At 46.1% G+C, this 15,861-nt stretch carries 17 protein-coding genes and 1 pseudogene; 4 read left to right on the top strand and 14 right to left on the bottom strand.

Annotation, left to right across the window (positions count from 1 at the left end; translation table 11 throughout):
- A partial coding sequence (locus QUA56_RS05255) for a leucine-rich repeat domain-containing protein (protein ID WP_333354176.1) occupies positions 1–270 on the top strand: 270 nt, incomplete at its 5' end.
- Between the two features lie 143 nt (positions 271–413).
- On the opposite strand, the gene QUA56_RS05250 is transcribed toward QUA56_RS05255, so the two are convergent.
- Both QUA56_RS05250 and QUA56_RS05245 read right to left on the bottom strand, forming a co-directional pair.
- Complete coding sequence (locus QUA56_RS05250; protein ID WP_333354174.1) at positions 414–785, bottom strand: DUF2237 domain-containing protein; 372 nt, start codon at positions 783–785, stop codon at positions 414–416.
- A gap of 67 nt (positions 786–852) precedes the next feature.
- Positions 853–1,314, bottom strand: coding sequence for a GNAT family N-acetyltransferase (locus tag QUA56_RS05245; protein WP_333354173.1), 462 nt, complete (start codon positions 1,312–1,314; stop codon positions 853–855).
- 235 nt (positions 1,315–1,549) lie between these two features.
- Here QUA56_RS05245 and QUA56_RS05240 point away from each other — a divergent pair, with 235 nt between their 5' ends.
- Complete coding sequence (locus QUA56_RS05240) at positions 1,550–2,182, top strand: CatB-related O-acetyltransferase (RefSeq protein ID WP_333354170.1); 633 nt, start codon at positions 1,550–1,552, stop codon at positions 2,180–2,182.
- A 215-nt stretch (positions 2,183–2,397) separates the two neighbouring features.
- Here QUA56_RS05240 and QUA56_RS05235 read toward each other — a convergent pair whose 3' ends face one another.
- Positions 2,398–3,630, bottom strand: coding sequence for a methionine gamma-lyase family protein (locus QUA56_RS05235; protein WP_333354167.1), 1,233 nt, complete (start codon positions 3,628–3,630; stop codon positions 2,398–2,400).
- An 80-nt stretch (positions 3,631–3,710) separates the two neighbouring features.
- Between QUA56_RS05235 and QUA56_RS05230 the strand changes: the two genes are divergently transcribed.
- Positions 3,711–4,523, top strand: a complete 813-nt coding sequence (locus QUA56_RS05230) for an acyl-CoA desaturase (protein WP_333354164.1) — start codon at positions 3,711–3,713, stop codon at positions 4,521–4,523.
- Between the two features lie 14 nt (positions 4,524–4,537).
- Here the strand turns inward: QUA56_RS05230 and QUA56_RS05225 are convergent, their stop codons facing one another.
- The gene (locus QUA56_RS05225) at positions 4,538–4,777 is read right to left on the bottom strand and encodes a hypothetical protein (RefSeq protein WP_333354161.1); all 240 of its coding nucleotides are present in this window, start codon (positions 4,775–4,777) and stop codon (positions 4,538–4,540) included.
- Positions 4,778–4,884: 107 nt separating this feature from the next.
- On the opposite strand from QUA56_RS05225, the gene QUA56_RS05220 reads away from it, so the two are divergent.
- On the top strand, positions 4,885–5,700 hold the full coding sequence (locus QUA56_RS05220) for a fatty acid desaturase (RefSeq protein ID WP_333354158.1): 816 nt from the start codon (positions 4,885–4,887) through the stop codon (positions 5,698–5,700).
- Between the two features lie 112 nt (positions 5,701–5,812).
- Here the strand turns inward: QUA56_RS05220 and QUA56_RS05215 are convergent, their stop codons facing one another.
- From QUA56_RS05215 to QUA56_RS05170, 10 genes and pseudogenes are all read right to left on the bottom strand, one after another.
- Positions 5,813–6,658 carry an ABC transporter permease gene (locus QUA56_RS05215; RefSeq protein WP_333354156.1) on the bottom strand — a complete coding sequence of 282 codons (846 nt, stop codon included), beginning with the start codon at positions 6,656–6,658 and terminating at the stop codon, positions 5,813–5,815.
- A 126-nt stretch (positions 6,659–6,784) separates the two neighbouring features.
- Positions 6,785–7,696, bottom strand: a complete 912-nt coding sequence (locus tag QUA56_RS05210) for an ABC transporter permease (protein WP_333354152.1) — start codon at positions 7,694–7,696, stop codon at positions 6,785–6,787.
- Between the two features lie 294 nt (positions 7,697–7,990).
- Complete coding sequence (locus QUA56_RS05205; RefSeq protein ID WP_333354149.1) at positions 7,991–9,121, bottom strand: spermidine/putrescine ABC transporter substrate-binding protein; 1,131 nt, start codon at positions 9,119–9,121, stop codon at positions 7,991–7,993.
- An 84-nt stretch (positions 9,122–9,205) separates the two neighbouring features.
- Positions 9,206–9,328: a hypothetical protein gene (locus QUA56_RS05200; RefSeq protein ID WP_333354146.1), complete on the bottom strand. Its 123-nt coding sequence runs from the start codon at positions 9,326–9,328 to the stop codon at positions 9,206–9,208.
- Positions 9,301–10,431, bottom strand: a complete 1,131-nt coding sequence (locus tag QUA56_RS05195; protein ID WP_333354143.1) for an ABC transporter ATP-binding protein — start codon at positions 10,429–10,431, stop codon at positions 9,301–9,303. Before QUA56_RS05195 ends, QUA56_RS05200 begins: the two co-directional genes overlap by 28 nt.
- A gap of 268 nt (positions 10,432–10,699) precedes the next feature.
- Positions 10,700–11,386: a DUF4340 domain-containing protein gene (locus tag QUA56_RS05190; protein ID WP_333354140.1), complete on the bottom strand. Its 687-nt coding sequence runs from the start codon at positions 11,384–11,386 to the stop codon at positions 10,700–10,702.
- Positions 11,387–11,485: 99 nt separating this feature from the next.
- Entirely contained in the window at positions 11,486–13,651 is a 2,166-nt protein-coding gene (locus tag QUA56_RS05185) for a Gldg family protein (protein WP_333354138.1), read from the bottom strand.
- Between the two features lie 44 nt (positions 13,652–13,695).
- Positions 13,696–14,598 carry an Rpn family recombination-promoting nuclease/putative transposase gene (locus tag QUA56_RS05180; protein ID WP_333354135.1) on the bottom strand — a complete coding sequence of 301 codons (903 nt, stop codon included), beginning with the start codon at positions 14,596–14,598 and terminating at the stop codon, positions 13,696–13,698.
- Positions 14,599–14,713: 115 nt separating this feature from the next.
- Positions 14,714–15,505 (bottom strand): ABC transporter permease, encoded by a 792-nt coding sequence (locus QUA56_RS05175; RefSeq protein WP_333354133.1) that lies wholly within the window; start codon positions 15,503–15,505, stop codon positions 14,714–14,716.
- A gap of 49 nt (positions 15,506–15,554) precedes the next feature.
- A pseudogene (locus QUA56_RS05170) lies at positions 15,555–15,861 on the bottom strand (ATP-binding cassette domain-containing protein); the annotation flags it as partial.

Below are 15,861 nucleotides of genomic sequence, written 5' to 3'. Positions count from 1 at the left end.
CAAATCAGCGACATCAAACCGCTAGAATCCTTGACTAACCTGACTGAGCTAGTCCTCAGCTTCAATCAAATCAGCGACATCAAACCGCTAGAATCCTTGACTAACCTGACTGAGCTAGTCCTCAGCTTCAATCAAATCAGCGATATCAAACCGCTAGAATCTTTGACTAACCTGATTGAGCTTGACCTCATGGAAAATCCGATCGCCCCTAAAACTTGCCCTCTCAAACCAGAGTCTATCTGTAAGTGGGAAGCACCAACTAAACCATAAAACTTTACAGTGACGCCCGATCGCACTTAAATATTTCAGTGGCGAAGGATAAATTGGGTATTCACCAGAAAAACCCGTGAAGCGCAGCTATCCCGTAGGGAATCGCCCTTATTGACTAAAAGCGATCGCACACCAACATCCTCCTACAAATCAGCAGCGTGCTGTTTCAATTTATCCAAAGAAACGTATTCCAAAGTCAAGGCGTGAGTCGCAGCCAAAACCACAGGCGGCGCAACTCCCGCATCCATTGCTTCCTTCCACCGAGACGCGCACAAACACCAGCAATCCCCAGGTTTCAAACCGGGAAAGTTTAATTCGGGAACGGGAGTGCTCAAATCATTTCCATTCGACTTGGTGAATGTCAAAAACTCTTCCGTCAGTTGAGCGCAAACTGTGTGGGCCCCGAAGTCACCGCCGCCTGTATTGCATTGGCCGTCCCGATAATAGCCCGTCATTGGCGAAGTGCAGCAAGTCTCTAATTTTCCGCCCAGAACATTTGTAGCCTCTGTCACCACGATCGCAACTCCTGTGCAAAACTCTTTGATTTAATTTTACATCTTATGTTTTACCAAAAAAGTTTTTTTATATGAATTTTTCCATTGCAAAGTTAATAAACTTTTGTCCTCTCCGTTCTACTTCTTGCTTTTTCACCACAATAAATCCTTTACTTTCAAAGAAGGGTTTGGCTGTAATGCTGGCTTCTGTAAATAACTTTTTAATTCCTAGGTTTCGGGCTTTAAAATCAATTTGTGCTAAAATCAGCCTGCCAACTCCTTGTCTTTGAAAATCTTGATGACAGTAAAAGCGATCGATATGACCGTTTGCTTCCAACTCCCCAAAACCAGCAATTTTATCACCCTCTTCTGCTACGAAGGTAATTTTACTGCTTAAACTTTTAGTCCAACTTTCGAGATCGATATCTGCTGGTGCCCAAGCATCTACTTGTGCTTTTGTGTAATGTCGAATATTTACTTCGTGCACGGTGTCGTAAAACAGTTTTACAATTTGTTGGGTATCCCCGATTTCGTAGGTTCGTACTCTCATAACTTATCTCACTTCGATCGCTTCTTTAATATTAATTTGGGATTTTTAACCGCTTCGGAACGCGGATGGATGTTGGCTTTTACCATTTTGTCTCATTTCTTGCAGGGCGATCGACCAAAATTTCTCGTCCATCCCTTGACAAACTCTACTGCTCTATGTTATTGAAGCAGAAGCAAACCTCACTCGAATTAACACTACATCAATCCAGCAGCTTAACGAATAAGGCTTGAAACTTATGACAGAAATTGGGCCCGATCCAAACCGACCTTATCCGATGGCAGACCAACGGCGCGTATGCTTCATCAAAAACTTTATTAAATCCCCCAACATTATCGTTGGCGATTATTCATATTACGACGATCCAATAGAGCCAGAAAATTTTGAGAAAAATGTACTTTACAACTACGGAAACGAGCGATTAATAATTGGCAAGTTTTGTGCGATCGCGACCAACGTCAAATTCATTATGAACGGTGCAAATCACAAACTAGACGGCATTTCAACTTATCCTTTTCCCATCTTTGCGAATGGTTGGGAAACAGCCATGAATTTATTAATCGAACTGCCAAGTAAAGGCGATACTGTCATTGGCAACGATGTTTGGATCGGCTATGAATCCATGATTATGCCAGGAGTCAAAATCGGTGACGGTGCCGTTATTGCCGCAAAATCCGTTGTAGTAAAAGACATACCCGCTTACACCGTTGTCGGTGGAAACCCCGCACATCCAATCAAACAGCGTTTCAGCGATGCTGAAGTTGCCCAACTATTAGAAATTCGGTGGTGGGATTGGGAAATTGACAAAATTACGCGCCATGTAAATTTGATTATGAACAGCGATATTCAAGCACTCAGCAATGCTGAATGAATTGGCCCGATGATTTCACAGTTTTAACTTTAGCAGGGTCGAAATTGAAAAAGCTTATGGGGGAAATGCCACGCCGATCGGCTTTATTATCGGCTTCGGAACAATCATCGGATTTATTGTAGGTCTGATTATTCTTTAGACAAATTGTTTGTAGTAAAGACTTGAGTCCTTATTAACTATCAGCCACAGAGAAGACAGAAGTCCTCACTACAAACTTACTTAGCTGGGCCCACACCCTCGATCGCAGCCTCAAGGGCGATCGATACATGAGTCCAATGAGTCCCCCCCTGACAAAAAGCCACGTAAGGCGGACGCAGAGGCCCGTCAGCCGAAAACTCCGACGTACTCCCATCAATAAAAGTACCTCCAGCCATCACCAACTGACTTTCATATCCGTGCATCGGAGCTGGGATAGGGTCTAAATAAGAGCCCACGGGAGAATTTTGCTGAACAGCCTTACAAAAAGCCACTAACTTATCAGCAGAACCGAATTCGATCGCCTGAATCACATCTCGTCTCCTAGCCAAAGGCATAGGATTCACTCGATAACCCAACTTATAAAAAACATAAGCCGTCAAATGATTGCCCTTCATCGCCTCCCCCACACAACCGGGAGCCATAAACAAACCCTGAAACAGCAACCGATTCAAATCAAAAGTCGCGCCGCCGCTGCTGCCAATTCCCGGCGCCGTCAAGCGACAAGTTGCCGCCTCCACTAAATCCGCCCTGCCGGCGACGTAACCGCCCGCAGGGACGATCGTACCCCCCGGATTTTTGATTAAAGAACCAGCTATCAGATCCGCACCCACAGCAGTAGGTTCGCAATCATCAACAAACTCCCCGTAACAATTATCGACAAAGCAAATTGTGCTAGGATTCTGATGTTTGACTATGGCGACGATTTTTTCAATCTCAGAAATAGACAAACTCGACCGCCAAGAATAGCCGCAAGAGCGCTGGATAAAAACCAGGCGAGTCTTTGCTGAAATAGTAGAGCTCAGTGCCTGCCAGTCCACACTTCCTTCGCGAGTTAGAGGCAACTCACGGTAGCTAATGCCAAACTCAATCAGTGAACCTTGACCTTGCCCCCGCAAGCCGATCACTTCTTCTAAAGTATCGTAGGGAGAACCAGCCACTGCCAACATTTCGTCACCAGGGCGCAGGATGCCAAAAAGAGCACAGGCGATCGCGTGAGTACCCGAAACAAACTGTACCCGGACAGCCGCGGCCTGGGCCCCTACCACTTCGGCAAACACCCCGTCCAAAGTCTCCCGACCCAAATCATCGTGGCCGTAACCCGTAACCCCTGCAAAATGGTGGACTCCAACCCGGTGGCTGCGAAAAGCTTTTAAGACTCTTTGAAGATTTTGCTTGACTGTCGCGTCAATACCAGAAAAAATCTGAAAGAGTGCCTGTTCTGCTTCCTGTAGCCGTGAAACGCTATTCATCTATACCTCGCTCACCCTTTGCGTGCGCGCTGTTCATTATGGCGTAGATGCGGCCCCTAGTTTGTAAACAAAATATATTCATGACGATTGCAACTTCCAAAAAAACTTCCCCTGATTGGCCTGTCATAGGCTTTATGGCCTTTCTGCACACCGGCGCTTTATTTGCTTTGCTGCCGGGTAATTTTAGCTGGTCTGCGGTCGGGCTGGCAGTATTCCTGCATTGGGTAACAGGTGGTTTAGGAATTACTCTCGGATTTCACCGCCTCGTCACCCACCGCAGTTTTCAAACACCAAAATGGCTAGAGTATTTTCTAGTTATTTGCGGTACCCTTTCCTGTGAAGGTGGCCCGATCGACTGGGTAGGAATGCACCGGTTACACCACATACATTCCGACACCGAAACAGATCCCCACGATTCCAATCAAGGTTTCTGGTGGAGCCACATGGGCTGGATGCTCTCGGATCTCCCGATCAGAGTTGAAATCCCCCGCTTTACTAAAGACATCGGCGACGACCCAGTATACAAGTTTCTCCAAGCATATTTTATCCCCATCCAAGTTGTCTTCGGTGTGTTGCTTTATTTATTAGGCGGCTGGTCTTTTGTGGTTTGGGGCGTGTTTATGCGGATCGTGGTGGTGTTCCACTGCACTTGGCTGGTTAACAGCGCTACCCACAAATTCGGCTACCGCACCTACGAGTCGGGTGATGGATCGACGAACTGCTGGTGGGTTGCCTTGCTCACCTACGGCGAAGGCTGGCACAACAACCACCACGCCTTTCAATACTCGGCTCGCCACGGTCTCCAATGGTGGGAAATCGACTTCACCTGGATGACAATTCAACTGCTGCAATCGCTGGGTTTGGCAACCAAAGTGAAATTAGCAGAAAAATAGCGATCGGCAATTAGTTATTGGTGATCGGTCATCTGTTCTTGACTAATGACTCGTGACCAATGACTAATCCAGTTTTTGCGATCGGGTATAGGTTGGGTTGAAGTAAGCTCGAATCCTCTGGTGCGATCGACCCAACCAAAACCAGAATCAGTTATAATAGAGTTGGGAACAAAAAATTTTGTTTGGCAGCCAAATTTTTTATTTTCAAGACAAAACGGTAATTTTTTTTTCAATCCTAATCCAAAATCTATCATTCATTATTTATTAGTTTGGGCAAGTGTTCAAAAAAACAGTTCACTACCTCAATCCAAACTTTTATCGGTGAATCCAGCTCGGCATCTAATCAGAAATCAAAAATAGAATGACAATTGCAACACAAGACAAACTCCAATACAATTGGAAGCACATTATTAGTTTAGCAGGACTTCATATCGGTGCTTTGTTCGCATTGCTTCCGAGTAACTTCAACTGGACAGCAGTTGGTTTAACAGTATTCATGCACTGGATAACAGGCGGTTTAGGAATAACTCTCGGATGGCATCGCCTGCTGACTCACCGCAGTTTTCAGACACCAAAATTCATAGAATACTTTCTAGCTTTTTGTGGAGCCCTGGCGTGTCAAGGAGGAATAATTGATTGGGTTGGGCTGCACCGCTTGCACCACACCAACTCCGACCAAAATGCGCTCGACCCTCATAATGCCCAGCAGGGTTTTTGGTGGAGTCACCTCGGCTGGATGCTGTATAAAGGCCCCGCCCACGCTGAAATTGCTCGCTGCACAAAAGACATTTCCAGCGACCCATTTTACCAATTTTTGCAAAACTACTTTCTCCCCATGCAAATCGCCTTTGGCCTGTTGCTCTACTTAGTAGCAGGCTGGCCCTTTGTAGTTTGGGTAATTTTTGTGCGTTTAGTTGCGGTGTATCACTGCACCTGGTTTGTCAACAGCGCCACTCACAAATTTGGCTACCGCACCTACGAAACAAATGATAGTTCTACTAACTGTTGGTGGGTAGCTGTCCTGACTTACGGCGAAGGCTGGCACAACAACCACCATGCTTATCAATACTCTGCCCGTCACGGGATGAAATGGTGGGAAATTGACTTGACTTGGATGACAATTCAAGTGCTCGAAGCACTCGGTTTGGCAAGTAAGGTGAAATTACCAGCAAAATAGCGACATGGGCATTGGCCAAACAGGGCATTGGGCATTGGTAATAACTCACAAATAACCAACAGTCAACAGTCAACAGTCAACAGTCAACTGCTAACTCACAACTGCCAACTGCCTAATTAGCCCGTTTTTGCTCGCCCCGGCCGCGCAAATATTCCGCTAAAAATGCCAATCCTCCCGAACCTACTATCAACAGCACGCTCAGAGCATTAATATCAGGTTTCACACCAGTCCGAATCCGGCTAAAAATTTCCATCGGCAAAGTTGTAGTCCCGCTACCTGCGGTAAAACTCGCAATCAAAAAATCGTCCATGCTGAGAACAAAAGACAGCAGACAACCCGAAACAATTCCGGGTATTAATTGAGGGAGCAAAACCTGAATAAAAGCCTCAACAGGCGTTGCCCCCAAATCCAAGGCAGCCTCTTCTAAATACGGGTTTAAATCTGCCAATCTAGTAGAAACAGCTAGAGCGATGTAAGCCAGACAAAACACAACGTGAGCGGCGACAATTGTCCACAAACTTAGAGGAATAGCCAGCGCCGCTAAAAATACCAGAGTAGCAACCGCGCTCGCAATATCTGGAATAATAATCGGCAAGTAGGAAACTCCCTGATATAAACTCTTGCCAGGAAAGCGGTAGCGGGCTAAACCAACGGCCATCAAAGTGCCTAGTACAGCCGAGATTGCAACCGCACAAACAGCCACTGTTAAACTGTTTCTCAGGGCAATTAAAATCCGCGTATCGCTAAATAATTTAACGTACCAATCTAAAGTAAATCCTTCCCAGCCAGCGCTAAAACGCGATTTGTTAAAGCTGTAAAATGTGAGTACCAATATCGGCAGGTACATATAAAAAAACATCAAAACGGCAAAGATCATCTGCCAAGAAACCTTAAATTTAGGTTTTAAGTACATATCGGCTTGTATTTCCTCCTGTGGATTGTCGGCGCTATTTTCCATATCTTGGTAATGGGGAATTGGTAATTGGTTGTTGTCAGTTGTTATTTGTTAGGAGCTACTAATAACCAGTAACCAATAACCAATAACCAGTAACTAATGACTAATAACTACTGACTAATGACTTCTTCAAATTGCATTACGATCGCCATATTTGAGCAAAAGGGCAATTCCGATACTCACTGCAAAAATCAATACCATACTCAGAGCCGAACCCAGCCCCCAATTTTGAGTCGCCCCCAAAAACTGATTGTAAATCAAACGAGCTGCAGTCATGCTCGAAGCTCCACCGAGCAACTCCGGATCGACAAAATCGCCCAAACTGCTAATAAATACTAGCAAAGAACCCGCAGCAATTCCCGGCATCGTCTGAGGTACTGTCACTTTCCAGAAAGTTTCCACTGGATTCGCGCCCAAATCCTGAGATGCTTCTAACAACCTGCGGTCTAACTTTTCCAAAGAAGCGTAGAGAATTGTCACGATATAAGGCAAATAACTGTAAGCCATGCCGATTAAGACTGCGGAACTTTGATTGAGCAATTCCAGAGGAGGAATGCCTACAAGTGCCAGCAGCGAGTTGAGAACCCCTGTAGGACGCAGAATTGTAATCCAAGCATACGATCGCAACAGCGAAGAAGTCCACAGCGGCAACACAAAGCCTAACAAAGTTAAATTCCGCCACTTTTTCGAGACATTGAGGGCGATCCAGTAAGCGACGGGAAATCCCAAGAGCAAACACAGAATAGTAGTCCCCGTTGCAAAAAAGATCGATCGACCCATCACCTGCAAATTCAGCGGCTCAAACACTCGCAGGTAGTTGCCGATTCCCGAAGGATTCACCAAATCTCCCGGTTTAATATTCGGAACCAAACTAAGCTGAAAAATCACCAGAGTTGGTATGACTAATAATAAAAGCAGGAACAACCCAGAAGGGCCCAGCAATGCGAGCGGGCCTGTCCACGACGACCACGGGGGGACAGTTTCAGCTTTCAAGGAAGAATTGGGAGGAATAGGAGGGGGAGTTTTGGTAGATACAGCCATAAATAATAGTTTGGAGTTTTGAGTTTTGATATTTAAATACCGTAGGGTGCGTCGCCATCCTACAATCTGCAAATCAAATCGAAAATCTGGCAGCGACGCACCATACCCCATGTCGTAGGGTGCGTCGCCATCCTACAATCTGCAAATCAAATCGAAAATCTGGCAGCGACGCACACAAGATACAACGGGCGGGTTTGACTAACAATCTACCCTTAAAATAAATAATCTCCTAAATTCCCGCCCTCCACTCTACGGTAAATCGAAATGTACATGAGATTTATGGCAAAAATAAGATTAGCCGCTGGTTAATTGAGTCCAATAGCGATCGTACACTTCCATAAATTTTCCTACCGGAGCCACACCTTCGCAATTTTTCAAAACAGCTTCCGAAGGGAAAAGAAGCTCGTTTTCGCGGACTTCCGGCGTCAGCAAATTAAAAGCATCTTCCGAAGGAGTTGAAAAACTGAGGCGTTCTACTAAAGAAGCAGCGACATCGGCTTGCAGCATAAAGTTAATCCATTTATAAGCTGCTTCGGGATTGGGAGCACCTTTAGGAATTACTAAAGTGTCAGTCCACAGAGAAGAACCGCTTTTGGGGACGACATACTTCAATTTATCGTTATCTGAAATTACTTCATTAGCATCAGAAGAATAACACATAGCTATTTTCAAATCCCCCGTCAGCATTTGAGGCCGCCAAGCATCAGTAGTAAAAGATGCGATCGCCGGTTTGAGTTCCACCAACTTTTGGTAAGCTTTTTTCACTTGCTCTTGGTTCGTAGAATTCAGAGAATAACCCAGCATCCGCAACGCAGCGCCCATGACTTCTCGGACATCACTGGCCAGCGTCATTCGCTTTGCTAACTCCTGTTTGTGCTCCCACAAATAGTCCCAATCTTCAGGAGCTTTTTTGAGTTGTTCGCTGTTGTAAATCAAGCCTGTGGTTCCCCAACTCAAAGGGACGCTGTAGCGGTTTCCTGGGTCGTAAACGGGGTTTTGGAACTGTTTTTTTAGCCGATCGATCCCGCCCAAAATCGAGTGGTCTAATTGGGTCAACAACCCCAGTTGCGTCATCTGAACCACCATGTAGTCAGACGGGTAAATGATGCTGTAGGCGCGGCCGCCACCGGCTTGAACTCTCGCCAGCATCTCTTCGTTGGAACTAAACACGTCGGCCACGACGCGAATGCCGGTTTTTTCGGCAAAGCGATCGAGCAAAGCTTTATCGGTATAGCCAGCCCAAGTATAGATGAAAAGTTGGTCGGCAGAACCTTTGACGGGAGGAGCAGATTGTACGTCTGCAAGACGCCAGCCGCAACTCGAAAGGGCTAAACCAGAAATTGTCGCCGCCGAATTTTTTAGGAACTGACGGCGTGTAGAATTAGCCGGAAAAATCCTGGAAATTGGTAAGTTAGTCGGAGGCACAGTTCGATTTTAGATTTTAGATTTTAGATTTTAGATTGGGGAATTGGGATGGGGAAATTCGATTTTAGATTTTAGATTTTGTAATCAGGAATAATTGGTAATGGGGAAATTCTCCCATTCTCCCCCTCTTCCTTCTTCCTTCTTCCTTCTTCCTTCTTCCTTCTTCCTTCGTTTCCCAATTATGCTCGATCGGTCAAAGCGAGACAATCATTAGTCCCCCAGTAAGCGTAAATCGGCGTGTGCGGGTCTGGGAAAGAGCCGCCGGTATTTGGCTGGCGCACGGTAATTTTATCGCCCGACGCCAACTCAACCACGTAATGAACGTGCGTGCCCATGTACATAGTATTTTTGAGCCGCCCTTCAAAACAGTTGACCGACACTTCCGGCTGGTAGAGATTCAAATATACTTTTTCCGGCCGAACGCTGACCACTACAGAGTCGCCTGTGACACCACTCCACATATCCGACTGCTGAACGATTATTTTCAGATTGGCTGATGTGCGAACTGTGAGAGTCGATCGGTCGATCGATTCTACCGTACCCGCAAACAAATTCGTATCGCCAATAAAATCCGCCACAAAAGCCGTCTGCGGGCACTCATAAATTTCTTCAGGAGAGCCAATTTGCTCGATCCTACCCTCGTGCATCACCGCAATCCGGTCAGACAGACTCATCGCCTCTTCTTGGTCGTGAGTCACCATCACAAAAGTCAAACCCAATTCTTGATGCAAATTCGACAGTTCCAACTGCATCTGCTTCCGCAACTTCAAATCCAGAGCACCCAGGGGCTCGTCCAGCAGCAGAACCGCCGGTCGGTTTACCAGAGCTCTCGCCAAAGCCACCCGCTGCTGCTGGCCGCCCGACATTTGACCGGGAAACCTGTTGGCGAAAGATTCCATTTTCACCAATTGCAAAACTTCCCGTACCCGTTCTTCAATTTCCGCTTTCCCCAGCTTTTTGATCCGCAATCCAAAAGCGATATTGTCCCAGACATTCATGTGTCCGAACAAAGCGTAGCTTTGAAACACAGTATTTACCGGACGGCGGTAAGCTGGAGTGTTGGTCATCGACTGGCCGCGAATCATCAATTCGCCCGCTGAGGGAGTCTCGAACCCAGCGATTAACCGCAGCGTCGTAGTCTTGCCGCAGCCGCTAGGCCCGAGGATGCTAAAAAATTCTCCCTGATGGATGTTGAGGTCTACTCCGCGGACTGCGGTTTCGCCGTTAAATACCTTGAAGACCTTGCGGAGTTCAACGTCAAGCGCTGTATCCGCTGCTGTCGTACCTTGGTTGAGTGCTGTCTGAAACATATTCGCCCTTTCCTGGGGGTAATGCACGCCACTTAAATACAGTTTAATTTTAGACTTTTCTGTATTTTAGGTGAGGAATGTTGGAAGTAACAGGTTTTGGGATTGGTTCTTTAAATTCTATCCCAGAGTGCACCATTGTCAGCAACAGGCGTCAGCAACAGGCAAGATGCCTGTTCCACAAAAAAATTTACTCTTTGTGGAACAGGCATCTTGCCTATTCATAAAAGGCTTATTGAGAATGGTACAGCATCTCAGATCGATCGGCCATCTATTGATTCTCAGGACTTGGTGTGGGAGATGGTTTTTGCGGTTTGTCTGTTTTGGGTGCTTCTGCTTTTTTCCACTCTGACAAAGGTCGCTGCACGGCATTTTTAAAGTCAAAAGGCACTAGCAGCACGGGCAAACTTTGGGCTGAATTTTGAGGGGGCGCTTCTGTCGGATTGGCTTGAGCGTACAAGAAGCGGCCGCTAAAGTCTGTTTTGCCTAAAACTAGGCGGTGAGTTTCCTGGTTGTCCAACTTTACTGTGACTGTAGCTTGGGGTTGGTCGAGACCGAATTCTGGTAGTTGAGCAGCAGTAATATTAATCGTGCGATCGCTCTTTCCTGTTGCCAGCCTGTCTAGCAAAAAATCCACCGATGCCTGACTTGCGTGTGCTTGCACGGGCAATTTCATTTCCCAGCTAGACTTGCCTCCTTTTGTAGCATAAACTCGCTCAAAAGTCAAGATTTTTTCGGGAGTTTTGACTGTAAAGAATTGTACGCGATCGGACTTAAAAGCAAAAATTTTCTGTTTTTCTTCCTTAGCCGCTTCCTCCTGCGGAGACACTTGCATCTCGAACAAAGCAACCAACCCAGTCATGCTCAGCGCGACGGCTATCAACACTAATGTATTTTTCTGCAATTTCATAGTAACTGAGAATTGGGCATTGGGAATTGGGCATTGGGCATTGGGCATTGGGCATTGGGCATTGGGGAGTCTGTTATTAATAACAACAGACAACTGTCAACAGACAACTGTCAACTGTCAACTGTCAACTGTCAGCAGTCAACTAACTTATCTTCTCTTCCACCAGATAGCGCCGCCAATTCCCAGTCCGAGTAAAGGCCAAATTAGCCAAGCTAAAACCAGCAATCCTACTTGGATGGCCGTCATGTTAATGCGGCGGTTAGTAGCTTTTTTCGGACTGATAGAAAAGCTTTGCTGGTCTGGTTTACTCAACCAACTGACTGAATTGAGAAACACGTCGCTATTGAGTTGTTGGTCAAACCAACCGTTAGTCACAAATTGAGATGTACCAATTACTACCATTCGCGATGTTTTTCTAGGAGTTGAAGGCACAGAAGGAGTTGCCGTTGGACTGGGAGATGCTGTGGGTGTTGGTGTTGGCGAACTTTCGGAAGAGGCTGTCGGTGTTGGCGTGGGTGTTGTTGTTGGCGAACTCTCGGGAGATGCTGTTGGGGAAGTTGTCGGTGTTGGCGAAGTCGTCGGTAATGCTGGAGGCGTAGCTTCTTGCGAGACAATCACCGAATAGCTGATTGGGGAAGCTGTTGGTGAAGTTGTCGGTGTTGGTGAAGTTGTCGGTGTTGGTGAAGTTGTCGGTGTTGGTGAAGTTGTTGGTGTTGGCGAAGTTGGCGAAGTTGTCGGTGTTGGCGAAGTTGTCGGTGTTGGCGAAGTTGTCGGTATTGGCGAAGTTGTCGGTATTGGCGAAGTTGTTGGTGAAGTTGTTGGTGAAGTTGTTGGTATTGGTGAAGTTGTCGCTGATGGTGAAGTTGTTGGTGTTGGTGAAGTTGTTGGCGAAGTTGTCGGTGTTGGCGAAGTTGTCGCTGATGGTGAAGTTGTCGGCGACGGCGAAGTTGTCGGTGTTGGTGAAGTTGTCGGTGATGCTTGGGGTGAAGGCGAGGGCGAAGTTGGTGTTGGTGAAGGTGAGGGCTTTAAGGGAGTGCTGTCAGTGGCCGATCGAACTAAAGCTACACCTAATAATAGCGGGCCTTGTCGATCGGTCTTCGGATCGAACTCCAATTTCTTAGTCGTCAAATCGCTTTCCGCCCAACTTTCTTGACTCGTCCAAATCAGAGGTTTTTCCTCTATCCCTGCTACTGGCGAAGTTTCCAAAGCACGCGCAAACGGATAAAATGAAATGCCGGTGCCAAAACTTTGAGTAATCGGATGTTCGCCGTAACGCCTGACTGTGGGAACCGTGGGGCCGAGGCCAAATCTTTGACCAGTACCCGAAGCATCGATGGCCAAACGGGTGTCTAGTTTGACGCCCCATTCTTGCAGCAGTTTGTCCAATCCCGTATTAATTGCCGGGTCTACCATTAAAAACAAACTGCCGCCGCGATCGAGATAAGCTTTTAGTGCTTTAATTTCTGTATCGGAAAACGGTTTTTCCAACCCCGGAACGATTAAAGCATCTGCATCTTCTGGCACTTCTTTGCGTTCGGTCAAATTCAGTGTTTGGGCGTTGTAGTATTTATCTTTCAAAGCTTTTTCAGCTTGCTGAATTCCGCCTTGACCTTCCTTTAGCGGGCGGGCTCCTTGGCCTTGCAAAAAGTAAACTGTAGCAACGCGAGTGCTCAGGATTTCTTCTAAGCCATTGGTCAGTTTGATCTCTGAAAGACCTTGATTCGGGTCGCTACCAAAAGCAGTGCCGCCTTTTTGCAGTACCTGTTTTTTGTCGCCGGATTGCAGGTAAACTTCTCCGATGCTGGTAATGCTAAATTCCCGCGCTTTTCCCGGTTGGGCTAGCGGGTCAACAAACTCAAATTGGAACTTTTCGCCTCCCTCGCGTTTGTAGCTTTGCAGCAGTTCTTTAATTTGGGGATTTTGGGTGGGGTCAAACACCCAAACTTTGACTGTTTGTTGCAGGTTTCGCAGTATTTGTTGAGTCTGCGGGGCGAGGGTAAATTGTTGGCTTTCGGTTAAGTCGATGCGGACGGGATAGCGAACTGCTATGAAGTTAATTACTCCGAGAATCACTAAGACGGCGAGGGTGGCAATCAGGGCGTTGGTGCTGGCTTGAGTGGAACGCTGCCCCCAAAAGCTTTGTTCGTAACTCAAATATAGCAACCAAAGTGCGATCGTCACTGCTCCGGCAATCACTAAACCGACTGTCAGGGGTTCCCATACTCCAGATACAAGTGCTGCTGTTACCCCCGCTGCAATGAGTAAGGGGCCCAGCAAAAAAATGTATTTCCAATTTGTTTTCCTAATTTTCATAATGTAAATATTGCGTGACAAAATTCCGGTTCAAGAATGTTATTCTATATCGCATTAGCCTGCAACCATGCTGTTAAATCTGACGGATGGTTGAAATTCAGCACGGCATCTCCGAGTTCGTCTAATTCCTCTACGCTTAATTGACGGATGGAGTTTTCTGTTTCCGGTTGTATTGTGCCTAAACGCCGCACGAGTTGACGCAAAATTAACGAGAGTTGAGCGGTTTTTGTCACCTGTTCTTTTGCTACATCTATGGCAATCTGCTGGTCTTGAATCCAGAGTTCTTGGTTCTCCAATTCATTTAATTCTTCCTGAGTGAAGTTTTCCTCGTTAGCAATTATCAAAGCTTTCTGAAGTTCGGGAACTGCACTCAGTGCTTCTGGTACTGTCTCCAGAGTGCTGGTGTTTTTGAGAAAGTAAATCCATTTGTCGGTTGCTGTTTCTAATTGTTCTAATCCTTTGCTAAATTTTGGTAGTTCCACGAATACTAATTCTATTTCAGTATCTGGACAATCAAACTGTTGCTCTTTTTCTTTGAAAACAAATCGCGACAGAAATTCGGGCTGATTGTCAAACATTTCAAAGTCGGCAATTTTCAATGAAGTTACTGTTTTTAGTCTTTCGTAGCGTTCTTCTCCTGTTAATTGCAGGCTGTAGCTTTTGGCAGCGTTGTACAAAACTCTGTTCCCAAAGAAAGGCACGTTGATCAGTTGAATTTCAACGAGGGCGATGCGACCGCCGTTAATTGTGGCTTTGACATCTAGGTGCGTGTCTTGGACTCCGAAAGTTGGATTTCCTGGTTGGGAATCGATTATTTCTAAGTCTTCGATGACCGGCTGTGCTTCATAAAGGATGGCGTTTAAAAAATTAATCAGAATGTCTTTGCTGTCGCTGGAACCGAATATTTTTTTGAACGCAAAATCGATTTTTGGATTAATAAATCTCATTGTTTGAGGTACTTGGTAGAATGATTCACAGTGAAAAAATAACCTTCTCTTTCCTCTTTACTTTGTTTGAATTCGGCAAAAATAACCTTCCCTGTCTCTACCTGAACTGATTTTTTTAAGAACGCTGATATCGCAAGGCATCGATGGATTGGGCGGTGAGAAATACTCCTAAAATGATGTAACTGGCAAACATAATTAAACTGCTGATATCAAAAACTCCCTTGACAAGATTGGTGTAATGTGTTAGGAGCGACAAATGTCCTAATGCTGTTCCGAAGGGGCCACCGATACCGACGGCGGCTGCATCGATCACCCAGAGAAATAATACAAGAGCGAAGGTGAGGATGGCTGATAAAATTGTGCTGTCTGTGAGGGAGGAAATAAACATTCCGAGGGACAACACTCCTGCTGCTAGTAAGATTAAGCCGCCGTGTCCTAGCAGGAGAACTGCGGGGGGTACGGGTGGGGTTGAGGAACTGAGGACGATCGCCTCGCAGAACAGCAGGGGCACCAACATGGTGGTATAAAATGTTAAAACGCCGAGGAGTTTGCCGGTAGCAACTGCCCAGTTTGTTAAGGGCGATGTGGCTAATAGTTCTAATGTGCCGCGTTTGCGTTCTTCTGCGTAAAGTCCCATTGAGAGTGCGGGTAGTACGAACAACGAAAGGGAACCCATTATTCGCAGGAAGAGTTGCAGGAATTCGTAGGCTACGTCGATGGGAGGTTCGGTAATTCCCATTTGGTCTCGCTGGCTGATTTGGGGAATTAACCCGTCGGGGGCGAGGAGGATAGCTATTAAAAAGTAGCCGGTGATCAGCCAAAAGACTGCTGCTATGGCATAGGCTAATGGCGAGGCAAAATAGCTTTGTAGTTCTTTGCGGTAAATTGCGACAATATTACTAATCATTACTAACCTTTAGGAATTGGGAATGGGTAATTGGCTATTGGTAATTGGTTCATTTTGAGTCGCCTGCGGGTGGTGTTTCGCTGTCGTCGCTATCCTGTTGCTTTCTTTCTATTTGTCGCTTTCTGGTAACAGGTGGCTGTTCTGGTTGAGAATCGCTACTCGGTTGTGGCTTTTTTTTAAGTTGCCTATTTTTTACAACTGGTTGGGATTCTGGTTGAGAAGGTTGGCTGGACTCTGGTGTTTGTGAAACTTCGAGATTTTCGACAACCGGTTCTGGTTGAGAAGGTTGTCTCAAATCTGGTGTTTCAACAATCAGCAGATTTTCGACAACCGGTTCTGGTTCATCATGCTCGATC

This window comes from Microcoleus sp. N3A4, assembly GCF_036701805.1.
In the GTDB taxonomy this organism is placed as follows: Bacteria; Cyanobacteriota; Cyanobacteriia; order Cyanobacteriales; family Microcoleaceae; genus Microcoleus.
Note: the sequence above shows the minus strand (reverse complement) of the source record. Positions and strands in the feature narration are given on the sequence as shown.